The following is a 20,903-nucleotide window of genomic DNA, read 5'->3' as shown; positions in this document are numbered from 1 at the left end:
GCCCGGGGGAGTACTCGGGCGACACCACCGGGCCGATGACGGCGCAGTCGGCCGCAACTACGATCGACACATGCCATTGCCCGATTCCCTGCGTGCCGAGAGCAGGCGTGAGCGATGGCAACAGCACGCCATGCGCAAGCAGTGGATGCAGGATCAGTGGTCGTCCGACGGTAGCCGATCGGAACTGCGCCCGCCGCCGCCGTTCCACTTCTCCTCCAGGGCCAGGCTCGTCATCCCGGTGATCCTGTCCCTGTTCGTCCAGATTCCTCCCACCCTGTGGTGGCTCACCCAGTCGCGCGACCTCGCGTCGGTGATCACGATCGTGCTCGCCGTCGTGGGGCCATTGGCCCTGTTGTTGATCAGGCGCTTTCCCGGCCCCGTGGTCGCTTTCGTCTCGCTCGCTGCCTGTATCGACTTCGTCATGTCGGAGCAGATGCAGGGCGGCCCGTTCGTGGCACTCGCGTTCGCGATCATCGTCTCCATCGCCAGGGGCGCCCGTGTCTGGGCCTGGATCTCCGTCGGTGTCTGCTGGATCGGGACGATCACGCTGGGCCTTCTCACGGGAGTGGAGTGGCATCCCGGCCGGATCGCGGTGACCACGCTCGGCATTCTGGTGACCTTCGGCATCGGTGAGGCGTTCAGGACCCGCGCCGAGCACTTCGATGAGTTCCGCCGGGCTCAGAAGCAACGCCAGCAGACCGAGGTGCAGGCCGAACGGGTGCGGATCGCGCGCGAGTTGCACGATGTGCTTGCCCACTCGCTCAGCCAGATCAACGTCCAGGCCGGGGTCGGGCTGCACCTCATGGAGAAGCAGCCCGCCAAGGCCGCTGAGGCCCTCGCGAGCATCAAGGGGACGAGCAAGACCGCCCTCGACGAGGTGAGGTCGGTGCTCGGCCTGCTGCGGGCTGAGGATGGCCAGGATCCGAGTGCGCCGCTGATTCCCGAGCCCGACCTGTCGCGACTGGCGGGGCTGGTGGCATCCGTCACCTCGCAGGGTGTCGTGGTGACGATGGACTGCGAGGTCACCGACGCTCCGAAAGCAGCGCAATTGGCGATCTACCGGATCGTGCAGGAGTCCCTCACGAACGTTGTGCGCCACGCGCATGCGACCTCAGCCCACGTCAGCGTCACTGCTGACGACACCGGGTACGTCGTTGCGATCGCCGATGACGGCAGCGGCCTGTCCGAGGCTCCGGTCACCGGTCGCGGGCTGCTCGGGATGCGCGAGCGTGCCGAGCTGCTGGGCGGCACCCTCGCCGTCGGTGCCGCGCCCGGCGGCGGAACGATCATCACGGCGCGCATCCCACTGTCCGAGCGACACCCGGGAGGCCCCCAGTGATCCGTGTAGCCATTGCCGACGACCAGCAGTTGATCCGTGCCGGGTTCCGCAGCCTCCTCGAGGCCGAACCCGATATCGAGATCGTCGGTGAGGCCGGCACCGGTGCTGAGGCAGTCTCGCTCGTCGTAGCGACCCGTCCCGATGTCGTGCTGATGGACATCCGGATGCCCGATGGCGACGGCCTCTGGGCGACCGAACAGATCGCGAAGAGGCCGGATCTCGCTGGCACCCACATCGTCATCGTGACCACCTTCGAGCTCGACGAGTATGTTGGCCGGGCGATTCGCGCCGGAGCGAGCGGATTCCTCGTCAAAGACACGGAACCGGTCGAGCTGATCAGGGCCGTGCACGTGGTCGCCGGAGGGGACGCACTCCTGAGCCCCGGCGTCACGAGGAGGCTGCTCGAGCGCATCTCCACCGACCTCCGCGAACAACCCGACAGTTCGCAGCTCTCGGTCATCACCGAGCGTGAGCGCGAGGTGCTCGGCCTCGTCGGGCTCGGACTCACCAACGACGAGATCGGCGCACGGCTCTTCCTGAGCCCGCTCACGGCCAAGACACACGTATCCAGGATCATGTCGAAGCTGGCAGCCCGGGACCGGGTGCAGCTCGTGGTCATCGCGTACGAGACCGGACTCGTGCGCGCAGGGCACGGGGAGTAGCAGGCGGAGTAGTCCACAGCTCGAATCCTGCGTCTGCCGGAGTACGAGCAAGACACCTCAGGGCAGATTCGCGAAGGAGTCTCGACGACGAGGCTGGTGGTAACGGTTCATCCGCAACCGCCAACTCTCTCGTGATTGGACCTGTTATGTTCTCGACACTCGTTACATCTGCTCTCGCTGCGCCGACCCTCGCCGCCCACATGGGCGGCATCGGATTCGGCTTCGGAATCCTGTTCTTCCTCGTTCCGCTGTTCTTCATCGGACTGTTGTTCCTGGCCGGCGGTCTCGCTCGCCGCCGCTGGGCGCGCAACGGCTTCGAACCCGGTCACTTTGCGGGTGGTCACTTCGGCTACGCGCACAATGGCGCAGCTCGCGGTGCCGAGTCGACCCTCGCCGAGCGCTTCGCCCAGGGAGACATCGACGAGAAGGAGTATCGCGCACGACTGGAAGTGCTTCGCGCGAACAACCAGTTCACGCCCCCGGCGAAGTAAGCGCCGCGAACGCCACCGGATGTGCGGCACCAGCCCTGATCCCGTTGCAGATAGAGTCTCCCTTCGGAGCAGGATCGGTGCCACCGATGCCTCCCCGGAGGGAGATTCGTCGGTGGTCGATGATGCAGGCGCCGCCCAGGCGCAGGGCACAGCGGACCGCGCCGCTGCGATCCGCGCCAGTCTCGGTGTCGGGGTGGCGGTGTCGGCCTATGGCCTGTCGTTCGGGGCGCTGTCCGTGGCATCCGGTCTCGACGTGTGGCAGACCTGCGTGCTCAGCCTGGTGATGTTCTCCGGAGGCTCGCAATTCGCGCTTATCGGCGTGCTGGCGTCGGGTGGCACCGCAGCAGGCGGCGCCGCCATCGCCAGTGCCGCCCTTCTCGGCACCCGCAACGGTCTCTATGGACTGCGGATGGCTCCTATCGTCGGTGGAGGCTGGCCGAAGAAGCTTCTGGCCGCCCACTGGACCATCGACGAGAGCACCGCCGTCGGCTCGGCGCAGCCCACTGCCGAGAGCCAGCGCACGGGCTTCTGGTTCACCGGCGCGATCATCTACGTCGGCTGGAACCTCACGACGCTGATCGGCGCCCTGATCGGTGACCTGCTGGGTGATGTGAGCCAGTACGGGCTGGATGCCGCTGCCGCCGCCGCGTTCCTCGGGCTCCTGTGGCCCCGACTCAGGCGACTGCAGCCGATCGTGGTCGCCGTCGGGGCCGCTGTGGTCGCCGCTGTGCTCACGCCGTGGCTGCCGCCCGGAGTCCCCGTTCTGCTGGCTGCGGTCGTGGCGGTCGTGGTGGGCTTCACTAACTGGTGGGGGAGGAAGCCGTGAGCATCTGGCAGGTGGTGATCCTCGCATCCATCGCGGTGCTGGCGCTCAAAGTTCTGGGCTACCTCGTTCCGCCGTCCCTCATCGAGAGGCCGGTGCCCGCCCGCATCGCCGGTCTGCTGACCGTCGCGCTGCTCTCCGCGCTGATCGTGACTCAGACCATCGGCTCGGGCCAGGGGGTCACGCTCGATGCTCGAGTGCCCGCGCTGGTCGTCGCCGCCGGGCTGTTCGCTCTCCGGGTGCCGTTCATCATTGTGATCGTTGCCGCCGCCGCGACAGCCGCGCTGATCCGTGCGCTCACCTAGGCGCAGGGGCCTCAGCTTTCGAGGTCGTCCTCGCCGGGCATCCAGCTCTCGCCGGGAATGCCCCAGCCGCTCTTCCTGACAACTTTCGCCACGGCTTTCGACTGGGCGTGATCGAGGCGATCCGCATACAGGGTTCCGTCGAGGTGGTCGTACTCGTGCTGGAAGATCCTGGCAAGCCAGCCTTCGGCCTCGATCTCGAAGACCTTCTTGTCGAGGTCGGTCGCGCGCAGCCTGACCCTGTCGGCGCGCCTGAGGGCATACCGCGCACCGGGGATGGAGAGGCATCCTTCGGAATCCGCGTCCTCGTCGGGTTCGCCGGCCGGGATGGGTGAGAGCCACAGTTCCGGATTGATCGCGACTCCGCGCCACAGCACCTCGTCGTCATCGACCCAGTTGTAGACGAACAGGCGCAGCCCGATTCCGACCTGTGGTGCGGCGAGCCCGACTCCCGGCGCCTGCTCCATCGTCTCGAACATGTCTTCCACGAGGGTGCGCAGCGTCGCGTCGACGTCGACCACGGGCTCTGCGATCGAGTGGAGTACCGGTTCGCCGGTGATTCGGATGGGGAGCACGGCCATGCCTCCAGAATAACCGAGGCCGAAAGGGTAGATTCGTCGGGTGCAGCCGGACCTGACAGAAATCGCAGACAATCTCGGGGGTAACGCTCCCATCGGGATCGCCCTCGCCGTCATCGCCGCGGTATTGCTGGCGCTCGGCACCCAGTTCCAACATGGGGGAGTCGCTCTCGTCAACAAGAGATCCCGCCACGAGGGTAAGACCGGGCTCAGCCTCGGGCAGCTCAGATCCCTTCTGGCGCGACCGTCGTGGGTCATCGGCACAGTCTTCCTCGGCCTGGCCGTCGTGCTCCAGCTGACGAGCCTCACCCTCGCGCCCATCACTGTCGTGCAGCCACTCGGCGCTATCGCACTCGTCATTACGGCGATCGTCAATTCGCGCATCTCCGGGATTCCGCTCGACCGCATATCCATTCGCTCGATCATCATCTGCATCGGTGGTGTCGGTGTGTTCGTAACGATTGCGGCCCTCGTCACGAAGAAGCACCCGATCACGGCGACCCAGCTGTCGATCGTGCTGATCATCCTGACGGTGGTGCTCGCGGTGTTCATCACGCTCTTCGTGCTGATCCGCAGGCGCGCGCCCAGGCCGATCTTCTACGTCATCGCCGCTGGTGTGCTGTTCGGCTTCGTGGTCACGCTCGCCAACGTGGTGATCGGCCGCGTGCAGACCATCCTGCAGAAGGAGTTCGAGTTCAGCTCGGCCGACATCCTGACGCTGCTGTGTCTTGTCGGGTTGATCCTCGCTGCCCTGCTCGGAACCTACTTCGTGCAGACCGCCCACTCGTCCAACCCGCCGGACCTCGTCGTCGCCGGGCTCACCGTGATCGACCCGATCGTGGCCGTGGCCATCGGCATCATCGTGCTCGGCGAGGCCGCCGGTGCACCGCTGTGGGCTGTCTTCGCGTTCATCGCGGCCGGAGGATGTGCCGTGTGGGGTGTGACCTCACTCTCGAGGCATCACCCGCAGGCGCTCGCGAATACGCCACTCGCCGACGTGGTTGGAGATGGCACCTAGAGCCATTGGGGTACGGTGTACAGCGTGTCTGACGCCCCTCGAATATCTCCCCACGACGGCAAACCTCGACTGCGGATCCTCATGGGAGCAGACACCTTCTGGCCGGAGATCAATGGTGCCGCGAGCTTCATCGCGCGGTTGTCGGCAGGGCTGGCCGAGCGCGGGCACGACGTGCACGTCGCTGCACCGTCATACTCCAACAAGAAGCTGGGCGCCCAGGTCGAGGAGCACGAGGGCCAGAAGTTCACGGTTCATCGCATCTACTCCTGGCGCTGGTATCCGCACCCCTGGCTGAGGTTCTCGCTGCCGTGGCGCATCAGGCGCAACAGCGCAAGCATCATCGATGCAGTGAAGCCCGACGTCATCCATTTCCAGTCGCACATCGTGATCGGGCGGGGAATGACGATCGAGGGCAGCAAACGCGGCATCCGCATCATCGGTACCAACCACTTCATGCCCGAGAATCTTCTCGAGTACACGCTGATCATTCCGCCGTTCCTCACGGAGAAGGCGATCAAGGCTGCCTGGAAAGCCGCGAACCGCACGTTCGGTCGCGCCGAAAGGGTGACAACGCCGACCCGCAAAGCCGCCGAGTACCTCGAGGCCAACACCTCTGTGAAGAATGTGGTCGCGATCTCGTGCGGCATCGACGCCCACAACTACACGCCCACCATGGAGCCGAGAACAGACAACCTGATCGTCTTCCTCGGCCGGGTGGTGGAAGAGAAGCAGATCGACAAGCTGCTCAGGGCGTTCGCGACTCTCGATTCATCGCTGGATGCCCGGCTCGAGATCGTCGGAGGCGGCGACCAGGAGGCGAGGCTCAAGTCGCTGGCCGCGCAGCTCGGCGTCACCGATCGCGTGAAGTTCACCGGCTATGTGGATGAGGCCTACCTCCGCAACGCGCTCACCAGGGCTTCGGTGTTCGCGATGCCGTCCATCGCTGAGCTGCAGAGCATCTCGACCATGGAGGCGATGGCATCCGGACTGCCGATCGTGGCCGCCGATGCGATGGCCCTTCCCCATCTCGTGCACGACGGGGAGAACGGCTTCCTGTTCGAACCCGGCAACGTGGCGCAGCTCGCCGACAGGCTGACGAAGGTGCTCAGCATGCCGCACGAGGAGATCCTGAAGTTCAAGCAGGAGAGTCTCAAGATCGTCGCGGCTCACGATATCCAGCGCACCCTCGACACCTTCGAATCGCTGTACCGCGGTGAACTCGTCGAGGGTGATGTCACCGGCCAGAAGTCGGCCTGATTCCCGATCGGTTCGGCCGGGTGACCGGCTCTTTTATGGTCCACTGAGGCGCATCGAATGTCGGTGGCTACCTGTTCACTGACGGTATGGAAAGCCTCCACACGCTCCTCGATCCACGTCATCCCGACGTGCGGATCGAGTGCAGCATGGCGCGTGCCGAATACGCGCTGAGGGCGGCGACGATGGCGCAGGCCGAGCAGCTCGCCGCCATCCACGAGACGCTGGTGGAGGCCAGGGCCTTCCCCGAGATCTTCGTCGGCCCTTCGGCTGGGTCGACGCAGGATGCCGTCGCCTTCGCCGAGCGCGCTGCCGTGGCCGACCTCGCCGTCCGCCTCGGTCTCGCCGAGCAGACAGTTCGAGCACAGGCCGAGCAAGCGCGCGTGCTGCGGCTGTGCGCCCCGCGGGTGTGGAGTGCTTTCCGGGCCGGTGAGGTTCCCGCGGCGAACGCGAGGGTCGTGGCCGAGCTGGCTGCCACGCTGCCCGAGGCGGCGTGGAAGCCGTTCGAAGACGCGATTCTCGAGGCGGCCGCCGTGCTTGCTACGGCGCGCTTCCGTGCCAGGGCGAGATCGGCCCGGGAGCGGGTGCAGCCGCAGGAGGCAGCCGCACTCCATCGGATCACGGCGCAGGAACGCCGAGTCTGGGTCGACCACGATATCGATGGCATGTCGTGGCTTACGGCATACCTGCCGTCGGCTGTAGCACAGCGCGCAACGGCGCACATCGATCGTTCCGCTGCGTCCCTCTTGAGGGCGGCGGACGAGACCCGCACTCTTGCGCAGCTTCGGGCGGATGTCGCGGGCGACCTGCTCGCCGGCGTGCTGGGCAGCGCCGCACCACATGTCGGTGTCTCGGTCGGTGTGTTGGTTCCCGTGCTGACGCTGCTGGGCGGCGATCAGCCCGCGACCCTCGAAGGCTACGGCCCGATCGATGCCGCCACGGCTCGCGAGATGGCCGGCCACGCGCCGTCGTTCTTCCGCATCCTCACCGATCCGATCAGTGGCACCGTGCTCGACGTCGACCGCAGCACCTATCGGGTTCCGGCAGATCTCAAACGCTGGCTCGAGTTGCGCGACCAGACCTGTGCCTTCTCCGGTTGTGGCCGCAGGGCCCGGGACTGTGATGTCGACCACACCATCGACTGGGCTTTCGGTGGCACCACGAGCGCCGACAATCTCGCGCATCTCTGTCGCCACCATCATCGGCTGAAACACCACAGCCGCTGGACGGCAGAGCACGGAGCGGGCGGGATGACCTGGACCAGTCCTACTGGCGCGCAGGCTAGGCCGGATCCGCCGCCGCCGTTCTAGTCGGAGAGGTGTGGCGCCTGCGGCTCGGGGACCGGCTGGCTGGTCAGAAGAATGATCTCCATCTTCGCAATCACGCGCTCGCGTTCAGGGTTCATCTCCACACGCCGAGGGTCGCCCATGAAGTTGTTCATCATGTCTTCATTGGGAAATTCGAGGATGTGCACTTCGAGCGGCTGGTCATCAGACCCATCGCTCAACCCGCGATACTTCACCGTCCCCCCGTGTTCGATCTCGAGATCGACGACCGTGTCGATGTAACGGGAAAGATCGGATTCCAGCCCAGAATGGGCCCAGAACAGGACGCAGCAGGAGATCACCATGCCCCGAACATACCGCAGAGCGGGGTGGTCGGGCGGGTGGTAGACGGGTGATCCGCGGTGGGTCTCGTCGCCCTGTATCGTTGTATTCCGCCCGCGCTCGTCGGGCTCGGGGCGGTAGCTCAGCTGGTTAGAGCAGCGGACTCATAATCCGTCGGTCATGGGTTCAAGTCCCATCCGCCCTACTGTGCAATCACACCCAGCGGTTCACACACCCCGGCGTAGCCGCCAAGCGCGCCAGGCGCCGGTCGACCACAGTGCCCACGCGATGAGCACGGGCTGGAACGGCATCCTGATCCACCGCTTGAGGTCGCTGTCGAGACTGAGCGAGTCGACGCGGTTGACCAGCTGGGAAATGTTTCCGGGGTACACGGCGGCGAAGAACGCCGCTGCAACCCACCCGACCTTCGTGCGCTGCTGACGGCTGAGGATCAGGGCGCTGCCGAGCGCGATCTCCACGACACCGGATGCCACCACCACGAAGTCCGGATCGAGAGGTTGCCACTCCGGAACCTGTGCCTGGAAGTCTGTGCGAGCGAAGGTCAAATGGCCCACTCCAGCGAAGACGAGTGACGCCCCCAGCGCGATGCGCCCCACCCGTCGTCCGATCCGGCTGGTGCGGGAGAGTTCAGCGGTCGAGGTCGGATCGGTGAGTTCAGGAGTTCGCGACATGCCATCCATTGTGCTCCGGCTGGCTCGAGGTCGGCACCATCGGCGTGCGGGCTACGCCTTTTCTGGCTCCGGGATCGGGGTCAGTCCGTTGACGGTCGACGCCGCCTGGGACAGCTGCTCGAGCCATTCCCGGTTCATCTCCGGGGGAGTCGCGTCATCGAATTCGAATTCGAGCGGGATCTGCGCCGAGATCCAGACGCTCGATCGGCCACCGCCGTCACTCTCCGGCTTGTCCCACGAGAACGTGAACGCCTCATTGCGTCGCAGCTTGTTGACGATGACGAATTTGATGTGCGCGAGATCGCGGTCAGGCAAGGGAATGGCGACGCGCGTGGCATCGGCGTAGTACATGGTTCCCAACGGGGACTCCCAGACGGTCAACGGAAACAGGAACCTCAGGATACCCCGGGCGAGCAGCGAAACATGCATGCTGGGGCGCGGTGGATTCGCCCCGAGCGGTCCCCGCCACGCGGAGGGTAGCCCGTCCTGCCGGTCTTGACCAGTATCCGGGAAAGGATTGCTTATGGATGCCGACCACTGGACAGTGGAGACATGAAACGAATCCACTACTCTGGCGGCTCGGTTCTCACAGGGGATAACATCGCGCATTCCTTCGCCCTGTACGCGGCGTCACTGGCCATTGCCGGATCTGCCGACGCGGTCATCATCCCCGTCGTCAAGGATGGCGCGTTCGGCACGGCCGAGATCGTGATCGGTCCGGCCAGTCAGCTGATGGTCGAAGATGCCGGCATCGAATTCGATGCGGAATTCGACGAGGCTCCCTATCTCGCGCAGCTCGATGAGCGTCGGGGCAGGCTCGATTCGCCCGTAGGTGTGCAGCCCAGCGCGGCGGGTGAGGTCGCGTCGAGCATGATCGACGATTTTTGACGGTTCCTGGTGCTGGTGCCTAGGGTGTGTGGCCGAGACGGTCCTTGTCCGGACCATGGGTGATGAGTTGCGGCGCATCTTCCAGAATCGCGAGATCGGCCGATTCGAGCGTGGGGAAGTAGCCGATGAGCCGCCGCTCAGCCGACGCCGGTGCCCAGCTCACGGCCCTGAAGAAGGGTGGATACCCCGGATCCGCCTCCATGCGCCGGATCACTGCTTTGGGGCGGCTCGCGCTGTTGCGCATGACCACCCATTCCGTGTCGCTGATGCGGATCGGGGGCCAGGGCCATGCCGCCATGCTGAGTCTCTCCTCTGGTCGCGGTGAGTGCAGTGCCGGTGCCGTCCGGACGCGCACCGACCAATCCCAGAGACGATCGCACGCCGTCTCGAGCACCCAGGCGTAGCCGACGACAGCCTCGACGCCGGTGTGGGGGTCCGGTCGGGTCACGGAACGGAACGCGGGTCGCCGGGCGACCCGCCCGTACTGGATACGGCCGAGCTGGATGCCGCGGTGCACAAGCAGCCACTCGCTGCGCCCCGGGGCCCGTTCGAGCTGGTCGCTCGGCCTCCAGTGATGCGTCATAAATAGAACATACGTTCGAATGACGGGGCACGTCAATCGCGATTCGTGCGAGGTCTGGCGTCGGTTCAGGTCTTGGTAGTGTTCCAGTCGGACGCATTAGCAGCAGGAGAGGGGCCATCGTGGGAACGCTGTACTACGGAGACTCCCGATTCGCCATCCCCGTCGAGGATCGCACCCTCGCCCACCTCAAAGTGGTGATCATCAACAAGCTGCGCCGCGGTGAGTCGTTCACGTTCTCCTGGGCGAAATCGCGCAGTGAGGGTCACGGCCGATCGACGGTCTGGATCGCTCCGTCGCTTCCCCTGCACTTCGACTTCGACGGCAGCAAGTCGCCGTCCCTCAACCGACGGTGGCTCGAAGAACTCTCCCTCGTCGCGAGCAGCGGCTCCGGACTCGTCATCCTGGATGAACCGGCGGAAGCCCCAGAAGCGACAGCCTGAGATCCGAGCCCGGGAATTATCCCGCGGTTGTCGCGTTCTCTAGCGTGAGACCCGACCCCGGCCGAAGAGCAGCCAGAGGATCGATCCGAGCACCGACAGGAAGAACGCGACGAGGATCCACACGAACTTGCCGAGGGCACCGTGGTTGGGGTTTTTCACGATGGAGACGAGAGTAATGATGAAGATGACGAAGCCGATGAGGCCGCCGAAGGTAATGGTTACGGGATCCATGGGGCCAGCATAATGGAGAGCATGACCGACCAGACCGCTCCCTCCGCCGAGTCGCGACTCGCCACATTCCGCTCACGCCGCGAGGCTTCGGTGGTGCAGCCCAAGGGCAGTCTTGCGCTGGTCAACACGCAATGGATCGACTCCGAGCAGACCATCTGGGGCGTGCCGGGAACCTGGGCCCCGGCAGAAGGAGGGCTGCGGGTCACCGCGGCCGCATCCGACAACATCGTCGTCGATGGCGCTCTCGTCGATGGCGAGGCGATCGTGCGCGGCAAGGACAATGCGGAGCCGAGCGAGATCGTGTTCAGTGACACCGTCACCGGCTTCGTCATCGCGGGCGACGAGGGAAAGTATGCGCTTCGCGTGTGGGATTCGGCCTCGGAGGGTATCCAGGAATTCGGCAGCATCGATGGCTACGCCTACAACCCGGACTGGGTGATCACCGCCACGTTCACCGAGAATCCCGCCGGCACCACCATGGGGTTCGAGCACCTGAAAGACAACGGCAAGACCAAGGAACAGGTCATTCCCGGTGACATCTCGTTCACCAAAGACGGCGTGGACTACAACCTCGTCGCGTTCAAGTCGGGGCGCGCTCTCCAGCTCGTCTACGCGGACGCCACCAACGGCGTCGACACCTACAGCGTCGGCCGCTTCCTGTTCATTGCCCCGAATCCGGATGGCTCGATCACCCTCGACTTCAACCTCGCAGTGCTGCCACCCTGTGCTTTCAGCTATAACTTCAACTGCCCCATGCCGCCGAAGCAGAACCGCTTCAGCGTGGCCATCGAGGCTGGCGAGAAGAACGTGCTGAAGAAGGATGGATCGCTGCTTCACGAGGTGTGAGGCTTCGCGCTCAGGCGTTGTGGTGCTCGAGGAATTCGAAGACCTCTGTCGCGTCGACTCCTGGATACATCCCGGTGGGCATCGCCGCGAGCAGTGAGCTGTTCAGCCTCGCGCTCGGGAGGGAGAACTTCTCCCAGCGCTCGGCCAGGGATTCCGGAGCTCGTCGGCAACAGGATTCATCGGGGCAGGTGGAGGTTGCGCGGTTCGTCGTGTCCCGTCCACGGAACCATTTCGAGGTCGCGAACGGCGTGCCGACACTGACCGAGAAGTATCCGCGATTGCTCGACTGGATGCGGGAGGTGCACCAGTACGTCCCGCCGGGCTTGTCGGTGTACTGGTGATACGGGCTGAACCGGTCTGAGACGTCGAACACGCGGCGCGCACTCCAGTAGCGGCACACGATCTGGCCCTCGACGGCTCCGAGGGCATCCGTCGGGAAGGCAGCGCTGTCGTTCTCGTAGGCCTTCGAGATCGTGCCACCGTCATGCACCTTCAGGAAGTGCACGGGAATCCCGAGGTGCTGCGTCGCCAGGTTCGTGAATCGGTGCGCGGCGGTCTCGTAGCTGACCGCGAACGCATCGCGGAGGTCCTCGACGGAGAGCTCGCGCTTCGACTTGGCGGCGAGCAGGAACTCGACGGCGGTGTGCTCCGGCACCATGAGCGCGGCGGCGAGGTAGTTGGTCTCCACCCGCTGCCGGAGGAAGTCGGCGTAGTCCCGCGGTTCGCCGACCCCGAGCACATGGCCCGCCAGCGCCTGCAGGAGCGTGGATCGGGGGTCTGAACCATCGGCCTGACCGACGGGGAGGTAGATCCTGCCATTGCGAAGGTCGGTCACGCTCCGTGTGGACCCGGGAAGGTCCGGCACGAAGTGCAGCGAGAACCCGAGATGAGTCGCCAGGTCCGAGGCGACCCGCTGCGACAGCGGCCCTCCAGCGTGGCCGACGGCATCGAGCAGCTGCTTCGCCGTCGACTCCAGCTCGCCGAAATAGTTGTTTCGCGTCCTCATCGTTTTCCGCAGTTCGGTGTTGGCCCTGCGCGCTTCCTCCGGAGTGGCCGCGCGCTCCCGATGCAGTCGCTTCAATTCGTCATGGAGCCCGAGAATCGTCTCGATCGCTTCGTCACTGAGCGACTTGCGCACCGGGAGGCTCGGCAGCGTCAGGCTCGAGTAGAGCGGCCCGCGCTGGGCCCGCTCGAGGGCGATCTCGAGAGCGGCGCGACGGGAGGGAGCCTCAGGGCTGAGCAGCTGGTCCACCGTCACACCGAGAATGCGCGCGAGCTTCTGAAGTTCGCCGAGCTTGAGTTCGCGCTTGCCGTTCTCGATGACGGAGACCTGCGATGCCGCCCTGCCGAGTTCCGCACCGAGGTCGTCGAGGGTCAGGCCGCGATCGGTTCGAAGCTGCCGGATGCGACGGCCGACGGTGAGGGAATCGAGCATGTCTTCATCGTGCTCGGCGTTCGTGTCCTGTGCGTCCATGCGACGGCCCTCCAGCCCGGGGTTCTTCCAGTAACCAGAAGAATCACGTTTATTCTGCCGCAAAAGCGTGAGAAGAACCATGGATGACGCCGCAGAGTCGATGCAGGACAGCAACGACCAGGGAGTTTCACATGACGAACGACACCACCGCCCGTCCGGGCGACCAGACGCAGACAGCAGCACAGCTCGAGACCGAGTGGAAGACCGACTCACGCTGGAACGGCATCGAGCGCAACTACACCGCCGAGGATGTCATCGCCCTGCGCGGCAGCGTCAGCGAGGACCGCACGCTGGCCCGTCGTGGCGCCGAGAACCTGTGGAGGCTCATCCACTCAGAAGAATGGGTGCCGGCGCTCGGGGCACTCACCGGCAACCAGGCAGTTCAGCAGGTGCGGGCGGGCCTCAAGGCGATCTACCTCAGCGGCTGGCAGGTGGCGGCAGATGCGAACCTGTCAGGCCAGACCTACCCCGACCAGAGCCTCTACCCGGCGAACAGCGTTCCCGCCGTGGTGCGTCGAATCAATAACGCCCTGCTGCGCGCCGACCAGATCGAGGTCGCCGAGCACGGCAGCCCCCGCACAGACTGGCTCGCCCCGATCGTCGCGGACGCCGAGGCCGGCTTCGGCGGCCCGCTCAACGCCTACGAGCTCATGTCGTCGATGATCGAGGCGGGTGCGGCAGGGGTGCACTGGGAAGACCAGCTCGCCTCGGAAAAGAAGTGCGGGCACATGGGCGGCAAGGTGCTCATCCCCACCGCCCAGCATGTGCGCACCCTCAACGCCGCGCGACTCGCAGCGGACGTCGCCGGGGTGTCGACCCTTGTGATCGCTCGAACCGATTCGCTCGCCGCCGACCTGATCACGAGCGACATCGACGAGCGTGACCAGGAGTTCCTCACGGGGGAGCGCACCACAGAGGGCTTCTTCCGCACGACGCCTGGCATTGCGACCGTGTTGTCACGGGGTCACGCGTACGCCCCGTTCGCCGACCTGCTGTGGGTGGAGAGTGCCGAGCCGGATCTCGAGCTCGCGCGCACCTTCGCGGAGAGCATCCACAAGGAGTTCCCGGGCAAGAAGCTCGCCTACAACTGCTCGCCGTCGTTCAACTGGAAGAGCCACCTCGACGATGCGCAGATCGCCACCTTCCAGCGGGAGCTCGCGGCCATGGGGTACGCCTTCCAGTTCATCACCCTCGCGGGCTTCCACGCGCTCAACCATTCGATGTACACGCTCGCCCGCGATTACTCGCAACGCCACATGAGTGCGTACGTCGAACTGCAGGAAGCGGAATTCGCGTCAGAGCAGGACGGCTACACGGCGACACGCCACCAGCGTGAGGTCGGGACGGGATACTTCGACCGCATCGCGACCGCACTCAACCCCACGAGCGAAACGCTCGCCCTGGTCGGCAGCACCGAGACCGCCCAGTTCCACTAGACACCCACGATTTCACAAGGACATCTCATGAACCGCATGGATATCACCGGCGCTGACGGCGACCGTTTCGACGAGATACTGACTCCCCAGGCTCTGCAGTTCCTCACGAGGCTGCACGACCAGTTCGCGGGCCGCAGGCACGACAGGCTGGCCGCCCGGATGGAGTCGCGCAAGCACATCACCAACGGACGCAACCTGAGGTTCCTGCCGGAGACGGCGGCAATCCGCGAGGAGCCGACCTGGCGAGTGGCTGGAGCGGGCCCCGGCCTGGAAGACCGTCGCGTGGAGATCACCGGTCCGACCGACCGCAAGATGACGATCAACGCCATGAACTCCGGTGCCAAGGTGTGGCTGGCAGACCAGGAGGATGCCACCAGCCCGACCTGGGAGAACGTGATCGGTGGGCAGCTGAACCTCCACGACGCGATCCGGCGCCAGATCGACTTCACGAGCCCGGAGGGCAAGGAATACCGGCTGGGGGAGTCGACTCCCACGATTGTGATGCGACCGCGCGGCTGGCATCTCGTGGAGAAGCACGTCAGGTACACGGACCGCGCCGGCCAGCGCTCACCGGCATCCGGCTCGCTCGTCGACTTCGGGCTGTATGCGTTCCACAACGCGAGGGAGCTCATCGAGCGTGGCTCCGGGCCCTACTTCTACATCGCGAAGATCGAGAATCATCTCGAGGCGCGGCTCTGGGATGACGTGTTCACCTTCACCGAGAATGCGCTGGGGATCGAACACGGCACCATCAGGGCGACCGTTCTGATCGAGACGATTCCCGCGGCGTTCGAGATGGAGGAGATCCTGTACGAACTCCGCGAGCACTGCGCGGGCCTCAACGCCGGACGGTGGGACTACATCTTCTCCATCATCAAGAACTTCCGGGGGCGCGGTGCGAGCTTCGTGCTGCCGGACAGGTCTGACATCACGATGACCGTTCCCTTCATGAGGGCGTATACCGAGCTGCTCGTCGCCACCTGTCACAAGCGCGGCGCCCATGCCATCGGCGGCATGAGCGCGTTCATCCCGAACCGCAGGGACCCCGAGGTGACGGCTCGAGCGCTCGCCGCCGTGACGGCGGATAAGCGCCGGGAGGCGACCGATGGGTTCGACGGCACCTGGGTGGCGCATCCTGACCTCGTGTCGACGGCCCGCGCCGAGTTCGACGCCGTGCTCGGAGATCGGCCGAACCAGGTCGACCGACTGCGGCCCGACGTGCACGTCACGGCCGACGACCTGCTCGACCTTCGGATTGACGGGCAGGTGACGGATGCCGGTGTCGCCTCGAACGTCTCCATCGCTGTCAGGTACATCGAGAGCTGGCTGCGTGGAGTCGGTGCCGCCGCGATCGACAACCTCATGGAGGATGCCGCGACCGCGGAGATCAGCCGGAGCCAGTTGTGGCAGTGGATGCACCAGCGGGTCGTCACCGCCGAGGGCACCCTGATCACCAGGGGAGTCGTCGAGCGGGAGCTCGCGGCCGTGCTGGAGTCTGCGCCAGCGGGTGGGCGATTCCGAGAAGCAGCCGACGTCTTCAGGGCTGTGACGCTCGAGGAGGACTTCCCGACCTTCCTCACGCTCACCGCCTACAGCCGGTACCTCGTCGAGAACAGGGAGGCCGTCGCCGCATAGTTCTCCCACCGCACAATTCTGATCCTGCACAGGGGGTTTCACGGGCTGGCACGCGTACCATAAGTGCACTCGACCAACGTTGATCGGAGTGACAGTGTCCAGCCCGTGGAGTGTCCCGCCAGCCGATCCGGCGCGCGTTCGGCTGGAGCGGGCTCACGAAGCGGTCGTCGACCAGCGGATGCCCGTGGCCGGGGTTCGCAAACTGGTGCAGGAATCGTGGGAGCGTTCGCTGCAACTGCTGCTCGATCCGGACCAGCCGCTCGACGGCCGGCAGTTCGACGAATCGGACCTCAGGGACTATCGGGACGCGCATCCGCTCGCGCTCGCGCTGCCGACTATCCATCGCCTGTTGATCCGCCACACGTTCGACGCCGGACTGATCGTGGCGATCGGCGACCAGGATGGCCGGCTGCTGTGGATCGACGGGGATCGGAACCTGCGACGCAAGGCCGAGGGCATGTTGTTCGTCGAGGGCGCCGACTGGAGTGAGCGTGCCGTGGGTACGAGTGCGCCTGGCACCGCGCTCGCGCTCGATCGCGGCATCCAGATCCATGGCGCTGAGCACTTCAACCGGATTGCCCACCCGTGGAGCTGCACGGCGGTGCCGGTGCACGACCCCGTCACGGGTTCGATGCTCGGGGTGATCGACATCACCGGGGGAGATGACGCGGCGGCACCGGCGACGCTCCCGTTGCTGGAGGCAGCGGTGGCGGCCGTCGAATCCGAGTTGCGCATCCGCCGACTGGACGAACAGGCGTCGAGGCCGCGTCGCACAGTGCGCCGTGCCGTCGCTCGCCCCGATTCATCCCCGGCGCTGTCGGTGCTGGGCAGCGAGGGAGGCAGGCTCGAGAGCGGCGGACGGGCAACGGACCTCAGCACGCGGCACGGCGAGATCCTCACCCTGCTGGCGTGGCATCCCGCCGGCCTCACCGCCGAGGGGCTGGCTGCGCTGTTGGGCTGCTCGACGGAGACGCTCCGTCCCGAGATGGTGCGCTTGCGCAGGCAGCTGACCGGTTTCGATCCGACGCTCGTCCCGCTGTCGAGACCGTACAGGATGCCGCGGCGACTCGAACTCGACGCACACCGCGTGCTCGCTTTTCTCGACAGGGGTGCGCACAAGGTAGCGCTCGCGGGATACTCGGGCCAGCTGCTGCCGGCCTCGACAGCGCCGGGCGTGCTCGTGATCCGCTCAGAGGTCAGTCGCAGGCTGCGAGACGCGTTGCTGACCGATGCGGCCGTCGACACTCTGCTGACATACGCCCGCACCGATGAAGCCGCCTACGACGTGGAGGTGTGGCGCGTGTGCTTGCAGCTGCTGCCGGCGAGATCGCCGAAGCGGGCCGCGGTGGTGGCGCGCATCGAGCGGATCGAGGCGGAGCTGCGCTGAATCGGCTGCGAATTGATTCGAACATAGCTTCGAATGTGTGGTAGAATAACCCCATGACGATCACCACGGTGATTGTGCCGGATCACGTCGAACTCACTTCGCTGCCTGATGCAGCGCTTCTTGCGCTTCAGGTGGAGATTGCCACCTCCCGCCGCCGACTCGACTCCCTCAGCGCTCGTGTCGCGGCTGAGGTGGGCAGGCGATCCGCGCCCGATCTCGGGTACGCGGGACTGGCTCAGCGATCGGGTGCTCGCACTCCCGAAGCGCTGGTGCAGCAGCTCACCGGGGTCACTCGTTCGGAGGCACGCTCGCTCATCCGGATCGGATCGGTACTCGAAACCGGGTCACCCTGGTGTGCACCAGTGGCTGATGCGGTGAGTGATGGCAGTATCTCCATCGCTGCTGCTGACGGAATCGTGGCCGGTCTTGGTCCGCCATCATCCTGCGTGGCTGCCGATGACCTTCTCGACGCGGCCGTAAGGCTCGTGTCCGCTGCCGCGCATACATCGCCAGAGCGTATTGCCGCGGCTGCACGATACATCCGCGATGATCTCGATGCAGGAGGCGTGGATGACCGCGAAGCTGCACTGCGGGAGAAGCGATTCCTCAGGCTGATCCCACAACCGGATGGCATGACCAGAATCACTGGGCTGCTCGACCCTGAATCGGCTGCGATCGTGTCTGGTGCGGTCGATTCTGTCACTGCTCCGCGCCGTGGTGGACCTCGGTTTGTCGATCCCGCGCGGGCGGCCCGCGCAGAGCGGATCGTCGACGACGCACGCACTACCGATCAGATGACGGTCGACGCCCTTGTCGACATGGTGGTCGTTGCAGTCGGTGCAGACTCGGGGAGCCTATTCGGAGGTCGAAAGCCCGGGCTCCGAATCCATGTATCGATCGCCGACCTGGACACGGGGCGCGGTGGAGCTCAACTGGAGGGCCAGACCGCCCATGTAGGCATCTCTACAGTCCGGAGGATTGCGTGTGCCGACGGGATGGCGGGTGTATTTTCCCCGGCTGTGACCGGCCGCCAGGATGGTGCGAAGCCCACCACATCGAATTCTGGGCCAGGGATGACGGCCGTCAGCCGCTCGCAACGTCGGCGCAACCTCGGCGCAACGTAGTGGCTCGTAGCGTGGCCGACACCAGACAATGTCGTCGATAGGAGCCAACATGACTGTCTATGCAGCCCCGGGATCCCCGGATTCGAAAGTCACCTTCAAGCCTCGCTACGAGCATTGGATCGGGGGTGAATGGGTAGCGCCGGTCAAGGGCCAGTACTTCGAAGACATCTCGCCGGTGAACGGCAAACCCTTCGCCGAGGTCGCTCGAGGCACAGCCGAAGACATCGATGCGGCTCTCGACGCAGCACATAAGGCAGCCCCGGCCTGGGGCAAGACCTCGACCACGGAACGAGCCAACGTACTCAACCGCATCGCGGATGTGATCGACGCCAACCTCGAGCTGCTCGCCGTCGCCGAGACCTGGGACAACGGCAAGCCGATCCGCGAGCCACTCAACGCCGACCTGCCGCTGGCAGCCGACCACTTCCGCTACTTCGCGGCCGTGATCCGGGCGCAGGAGGGCAAGTTCGCCGAGATGGACGGCACCATGACGGCCTACCACTACAAGGAACCGCTCGGCGTCGTCGGGCAGATCATCCCGTGGAACTTCCCGATCCTGATGGCAGTGTGGAAGCTCGCTCCCGCACTTGCCGCCGGCAATGCGATCGTGCTGAAGCCGGCCGAGCAGACTCCCGTGTCCATCCTCGTGCTCATGGAGCTGATCGGCGACATCCTGCCCCCGGGCGTCGTGAACGTCGTCAACGGTTTCGGAGCAGAAGCCGGCAAGCCGCTTGCGTCGAGCCCACGCATTCGCAAGATCGCGTTCACGGGTGAGACCACGACGGGCCGCCTGATCCTCCAGTACGCGAGCGCGAACATCATTCCCGCGACGCTCGAGCTCGGTGGCAAGAGCCCCAACCTGTTCTTCGCCGATGTCGCCGACAAGGATGACGCGTTCTACGACAAGGCGCAGGAGGGCTTCGTGCTCTTCGCGTTCAACCAGGGCGAGGTCTGCACCTGCCCGTCGCGCGCGATCATCCAGAAGCCGATCTACGACTCGTTCCTCGGCGACGCGGTCGAGCGCACGAAGAAGGCGGTGCAGGGCAACCCGCTCGACACCGACACGCAGGTCGGAGCGCAGTCGTCGAACGACCAGCTCGAGAAGATCCTGAGCTACATCGACATCGGCAAGCAGGAGGGCGCGAAACTGCTGCTCGGGGGCGAAAAGGTCGACCTCGGCGGTGACCTGAGCGGTGGCTACTACGTGCAGCCGACCATCTTCGAGGGCCACAACAAGATGCGCATCTTCCAGGAAGAGATCTTCGGCCCCGTCGTTTCCGTCACCAGCTTCGACGACTACGACGACGGTATCGCGATCGCCAACGACACCCTCTACGGTCTCGGTGCCGGAGTGTGGTCGCGTAACGGCAACGTCGCGTACAAGGCAGGCCGTGACATCCAGGCGGGTCGCGTCTGGGTGAACAACTATCACGCATACCCCGCCGGTGCCGCGTTCGGTGGCTACAAGAGCTCGGGCATGGGTCGCGAGAACAACGTGCTCGCGCTCGACCACTACCAGCAGACCAAGAACCTGCTCGTGTCGTACTCGGAAGACAAGCTGGGCTTCTTCTAAACCGGCAGGGGAGAACAGCTTCCGGTGGTCATCCTGTGTCAGGATCGGATGACCACCGGAGGCACTCTGATCGCGCAGATCGCCAGGCAAAGGAGCATGGGAATGATCGAATCCACCGTCGTTATTCCGGGCGAGACGCTGCCCAGGGTCGCGCTCACCTCCGAGAGCGTCGACCTGCTGCGCAAGCTGTGGGACCAGCACGGGCCGCTGATGTTCCACCAATCCGGCGGGTGTTGTGACGGCAGCTCGCCTATGTGCTTCGGGGCCGGCGAGTTCTGGACGTCCGATAACGACATCCTGCTGGGCGTCTTTGATATCGCTCCGGCGGGTTCGGCGGCCCAGAACATCGATTTCTGGATGTCCAAAGAGCAGTTCGAATACTGGAGCCATACGTTCCTCACGATCGACGTGGTCAAGGGCAGGGGCAGCGGATTCTCCCTGGAGGGCCCTGAGGGCCTGCGCTTCCTGATCAGATCCAGGCTGATGGAGACCGCACAACCCTTCGCCTGAGCCTCGGCGA

24 protein-coding genes and 1 tRNA gene are annotated in these 20,903 nt (G+C 65.3%); 18 read left to right on the top strand and 7 right to left on the bottom strand.

What is annotated here, in order from left to right; genetic code table 11:
- Window positions 1–70 precede the first annotated feature (70 nt).
- The 5 genes from IWX81_RS03950 to IWX81_RS03930 all read left to right on the top strand — a co-directional run bounded on the left by IWX81_RS03950 (window position 71) and on the right by IWX81_RS03930 (window position 3,620).
- Window positions 71–1,339, top strand: a complete 1,269-nt coding sequence (locus IWX81_RS03950; RefSeq protein WP_199279929.1) for a sensor histidine kinase — start codon at window positions 71–73, stop codon at window positions 1,337–1,339.
- A complete protein-coding gene (locus IWX81_RS03945) occupies window positions 1,336–2,001 on the top strand; it encodes a response regulator (RefSeq protein WP_199279928.1) in 666 nt (221 codons plus the stop codon). The genes IWX81_RS03950 and IWX81_RS03945 overlap by 4 nt, the downstream gene beginning before the upstream one ends.
- Window positions 2,002–2,147: 146 nt before the next feature.
- Window positions 2,148–2,492, top strand: coding sequence for an SHOCT domain-containing protein (locus IWX81_RS03940; RefSeq protein WP_199279927.1), 345 nt, complete (start codon window positions 2,148–2,150; stop codon window positions 2,490–2,492).
- 112 nt (window positions 2,493–2,604) lie between these two features.
- Window positions 2,605–3,318: an AzlC family ABC transporter permease gene (locus IWX81_RS03935; RefSeq protein ID WP_442977618.1), complete on the top strand. Its 714-nt coding sequence runs from the start codon at window positions 2,605–2,607 to the stop codon at window positions 3,316–3,318.
- On the top strand, window positions 3,315–3,620 hold the full coding sequence (locus IWX81_RS03930) for an AzlD domain-containing protein (protein WP_199279925.1): 306 nt from the start codon (window positions 3,315–3,317) through the stop codon (window positions 3,618–3,620). Before IWX81_RS03935 ends, IWX81_RS03930 begins: the two co-directional genes overlap by 4 nt.
- A gap of 11 nt (window positions 3,621–3,631) precedes the next feature.
- Here IWX81_RS03930 and def read toward each other — a convergent pair whose 3' ends face one another.
- Window positions 3,632–4,198, bottom strand: a complete 567-nt coding sequence (def, locus tag IWX81_RS03925) for a peptide deformylase (protein WP_199279924.1) — start codon at window positions 4,196–4,198, stop codon at window positions 3,632–3,634.
- A gap of 40 nt (window positions 4,199–4,238) precedes the next feature.
- Here def and IWX81_RS03920 point away from each other — a divergent pair, with 40 nt between their 5' ends.
- The 3 genes from IWX81_RS03920 to IWX81_RS03910 all read left to right on the top strand — a co-directional run bounded on the left by IWX81_RS03920 (window position 4,239) and on the right by IWX81_RS03910 (window position 7,777).
- Window positions 4,239–5,213, top strand: a complete 975-nt coding sequence (locus tag IWX81_RS03920) for a multidrug DMT transporter permease (protein ID WP_199279923.1) — start codon at window positions 4,239–4,241, stop codon at window positions 5,211–5,213.
- Between the two features lie 81 nt (window positions 5,214–5,294).
- The gene (locus IWX81_RS03915; RefSeq protein ID WP_199280438.1) at window positions 5,295–6,470 is read left to right on the top strand and encodes a glycosyltransferase; all 1,176 of its coding nucleotides are present in this window, start codon (window positions 5,295–5,297) and stop codon (window positions 6,468–6,470) included.
- Between the two features lie 86 nt (window positions 6,471–6,556).
- A complete protein-coding gene (locus IWX81_RS03910) occupies window positions 6,557–7,777 on the top strand; it encodes an HNH endonuclease signature motif containing protein (protein ID WP_199279922.1) in 1,221 nt (406 codons plus the stop codon).
- Here IWX81_RS03910 and IWX81_RS03905 read toward each other — a convergent pair.
- Window positions 7,774–8,097 carry a hypothetical protein gene (locus tag IWX81_RS03905; protein ID WP_199279921.1) on the bottom strand — a complete coding sequence of 108 codons (324 nt, stop codon included), beginning with the start codon at window positions 8,095–8,097 and terminating at the stop codon, window positions 7,774–7,776. The two genes, IWX81_RS03910 and IWX81_RS03905, sit on opposite strands and share 4 nt — an antisense overlap.
- A 108-nt stretch (window positions 8,098–8,205) precedes the next feature.
- Between IWX81_RS03905 and IWX81_RS03900 the strand changes: the two genes are divergently transcribed.
- A tRNA-Ile gene (locus tag IWX81_RS03900) sits at window positions 8,206–8,279 on the top strand.
- A gap of 22 nt (window positions 8,280–8,301) precedes the next feature.
- Here IWX81_RS03900 and IWX81_RS03895 read toward each other — a convergent pair.
- Both IWX81_RS03895 and IWX81_RS03890 read right to left on the bottom strand, forming a co-directional pair.
- A complete protein-coding gene (locus tag IWX81_RS03895) occupies window positions 8,302–8,766 on the bottom strand; it encodes a DoxX family protein (RefSeq protein ID WP_199279920.1) in 465 nt (154 codons plus the stop codon).
- 51 nt (window positions 8,767–8,817) lie between these two features.
- Window positions 8,818–9,195: a DUF7882 family protein gene (locus IWX81_RS03890; RefSeq protein WP_334592956.1), complete on the bottom strand. Its 378-nt coding sequence runs from the start codon at window positions 9,193–9,195 to the stop codon at window positions 8,818–8,820.
- 123 nt (window positions 9,196–9,318) lie between these two features.
- Here IWX81_RS03890 and IWX81_RS03885 point away from each other — a divergent pair, with 123 nt between their 5' ends.
- On the top strand, window positions 9,319–9,654 hold the full coding sequence (locus IWX81_RS03885) for a hypothetical protein (RefSeq protein ID WP_199279919.1): 336 nt from the start codon (window positions 9,319–9,321) through the stop codon (window positions 9,652–9,654).
- A 19-nt stretch (window positions 9,655–9,673) separates the two neighbouring features.
- On the opposite strand, the gene IWX81_RS03880 is transcribed toward IWX81_RS03885, so the two are convergent.
- Window positions 9,674–10,237 (bottom strand): hypothetical protein, encoded by a 564-nt coding sequence (locus IWX81_RS03880; RefSeq protein WP_199279918.1) that lies wholly within the window; start codon window positions 10,235–10,237, stop codon window positions 9,674–9,676.
- Between the two features lie 119 nt (window positions 10,238–10,356).
- On the opposite strand from IWX81_RS03880, the gene IWX81_RS03875 reads away from it, so the two are divergent.
- Window positions 10,357–10,677 carry a DUF7882 family protein gene (locus IWX81_RS03875; protein WP_199279917.1) on the top strand — a complete coding sequence of 107 codons (321 nt, stop codon included), beginning with the start codon at window positions 10,357–10,359 and terminating at the stop codon, window positions 10,675–10,677.
- 39 nt (window positions 10,678–10,716) lie between these two features.
- Here IWX81_RS03875 and IWX81_RS03870 read toward each other — a convergent pair whose 3' ends face one another.
- Complete coding sequence (locus IWX81_RS03870; protein ID WP_199279916.1) at window positions 10,717–10,908, bottom strand: PLDc N-terminal domain-containing protein; 192 nt, start codon at window positions 10,906–10,908, stop codon at window positions 10,717–10,719.
- 21 nt (window positions 10,909–10,929) lie between these two features.
- Between IWX81_RS03870 and IWX81_RS03865 the strand changes: the two genes are divergently transcribed.
- Window positions 10,930–11,754 carry a DUF1684 domain-containing protein gene (locus IWX81_RS03865; RefSeq protein WP_199279915.1) on the top strand — a complete coding sequence of 275 codons (825 nt, stop codon included), beginning with the start codon at window positions 10,930–10,932 and terminating at the stop codon, window positions 11,752–11,754.
- Between the two features lie 10 nt (window positions 11,755–11,764).
- Here IWX81_RS03865 and IWX81_RS03860 read toward each other — a convergent pair whose 3' ends face one another.
- Window positions 11,765–13,228, bottom strand: coding sequence for a helix-turn-helix domain-containing protein (locus IWX81_RS03860; protein WP_199279914.1), 1,464 nt, complete (start codon window positions 13,226–13,228; stop codon window positions 11,765–11,767).
- Between the two features lie 131 nt (window positions 13,229–13,359).
- On the opposite strand from IWX81_RS03860, the gene aceA reads away from it, so the two are divergent.
- The 6 genes from aceA to IWX81_RS03830 all read left to right on the top strand — a co-directional run bounded on the left by aceA (window position 13,360) and on the right by IWX81_RS03830 (window position 20,893).
- A complete protein-coding gene (aceA, locus tag IWX81_RS03855; RefSeq protein WP_199279913.1) occupies window positions 13,360–14,664 on the top strand; it encodes an isocitrate lyase in 1,305 nt (434 codons plus the stop codon).
- 27 nt (window positions 14,665–14,691) lie between these two features.
- On the top strand, window positions 14,692–16,299 hold the full coding sequence (gene aceB / locus IWX81_RS03850) for a malate synthase A (RefSeq protein ID WP_199279912.1): 1,608 nt from the start codon (window positions 14,692–14,694) through the stop codon (window positions 16,297–16,299).
- Window positions 16,300–16,393: 94 nt separating this feature from the next.
- Window positions 16,394–17,686, top strand: coding sequence for a GAF domain-containing protein (locus tag IWX81_RS03845; RefSeq protein WP_199280436.1), 1,293 nt, complete (start codon window positions 16,394–16,396; stop codon window positions 17,684–17,686).
- A 53-nt stretch (window positions 17,687–17,739) separates the two neighbouring features.
- On the top strand, window positions 17,740–18,810 hold the full coding sequence (locus IWX81_RS03840; protein WP_199279911.1) for a DUF222 domain-containing protein: 1,071 nt from the start codon (window positions 17,740–17,742) through the stop codon (window positions 18,808–18,810).
- A 49-nt stretch (window positions 18,811–18,859) separates the two neighbouring features.
- Window positions 18,860–20,383, top strand: coding sequence for an acetaldehyde dehydrogenase ExaC (gene exaC, locus IWX81_RS03835; RefSeq protein WP_199279910.1), 1,524 nt, complete (start codon window positions 18,860–18,862; stop codon window positions 20,381–20,383).
- A 102-nt stretch (window positions 20,384–20,485) separates the two neighbouring features.
- Window positions 20,486–20,893, top strand: coding sequence for a DUF779 domain-containing protein (locus IWX81_RS03830; protein ID WP_199279909.1), 408 nt, complete (start codon window positions 20,486–20,488; stop codon window positions 20,891–20,893).
- Window positions 20,894–20,903 lie beyond the last annotated feature (10 nt).

The sequence above is a fragment of the Salinibacterium sp. CAN_S4 genome (assembly GCF_015752305.1).
Lineage (GTDB): Bacteria > Actinomycetota > Actinomycetes > Actinomycetales > Microbacteriaceae > Rhodoglobus.
Note: the sequence above shows the minus strand (reverse complement) of the source record. Positions and strands in the feature narration are given on the sequence as shown.

Coding starts and splice junctions, on each gene's coding strand:
- IWX81_RS03885 (WP_199279919.1), top strand. CDS start 9,319: ATGAAACGAATCCACTACTCTGGCGGCTCGGTTCTCACAGGGGATAAC.
- IWX81_RS03940 (WP_199279927.1), top strand. CDS start 2,148: ATGTTCTCGACACTCGTTACATCTGCTCTCGCTGCGCCGACCCTCGCC.
- exaC (WP_199279910.1), top strand. CDS start 18,860: ATGACTGTCTATGCAGCCCCGGGATCCCCGGATTCGAAAGTCACCTTC.
- IWX81_RS03860 (WP_199279914.1), bottom strand. CDS start 13,228: ATGGACGCACAGGACACGAACGCCGAGCACGATGAAGACATGCTCGAT.
- IWX81_RS03950 (WP_199279929.1), top strand. CDS start 71: ATGCCATTGCCCGATTCCCTGCGTGCCGAGAGCAGGCGTGAGCGATGG.
- IWX81_RS03830 (WP_199279909.1), top strand. CDS start 20,486: ATGATCGAATCCACCGTCGTTATTCCGGGCGAGACGCTGCCCAGGGTC.
- aceB (WP_199279912.1), top strand. CDS start 14,692: ATGAACCGCATGGATATCACCGGCGCTGACGGCGACCGTTTCGACGAG.
- IWX81_RS03895 (WP_199279920.1), bottom strand. CDS start 8,766: ATGTCGCGAACTCCTGAACTCACCGATCCGACCTCGACCGCTGAACTC.
- aceA (WP_199279913.1), top strand. CDS start 13,360: ATGACGAACGACACCACCGCCCGTCCGGGCGACCAGACGCAGACAGCA.
- IWX81_RS03915 (WP_199280438.1), top strand. CDS start 5,295: ATGGGAGCAGACACCTTCTGGCCGGAGATCAATGGTGCCGCGAGCTTC.
- IWX81_RS03880 (WP_199279918.1), bottom strand. CDS start 10,237: ATGACGCATCACTGGAGGCCGAGCGACCAGCTCGAACGGGCCCCGGGG.
- IWX81_RS03910 (WP_199279922.1), top strand. CDS start 6,557: ATGGAAAGCCTCCACACGCTCCTCGATCCACGTCATCCCGACGTGCGG.
- IWX81_RS03890 (WP_334592956.1), bottom strand. CDS start 9,195: ATGCATGTTTCGCTGCTCGCCCGGGGTATCCTGAGGTTCCTGTTTCCG.
- IWX81_RS03870 (WP_199279916.1), bottom strand. CDS start 10,908: ATGGATCCCGTAACCATTACCTTCGGCGGCCTCATCGGCTTCGTCATC.
- IWX81_RS03865 (WP_199279915.1), top strand. CDS start 10,930: ATGACCGACCAGACCGCTCCCTCCGCCGAGTCGCGACTCGCCACATTC.
- IWX81_RS03840 (WP_199279911.1), top strand. CDS start 17,740: ATGACGATCACCACGGTGATTGTGCCGGATCACGTCGAACTCACTTCG.
- IWX81_RS03905 (WP_199279921.1), bottom strand. CDS start 8,097: ATGGTGATCTCCTGCTGCGTCCTGTTCTGGGCCCATTCTGGGCTGGAA.
- def (WP_199279924.1), bottom strand. CDS start 4,198: ATGGCCGTGCTCCCCATCCGAATCACCGGCGAACCGGTACTCCACTCG.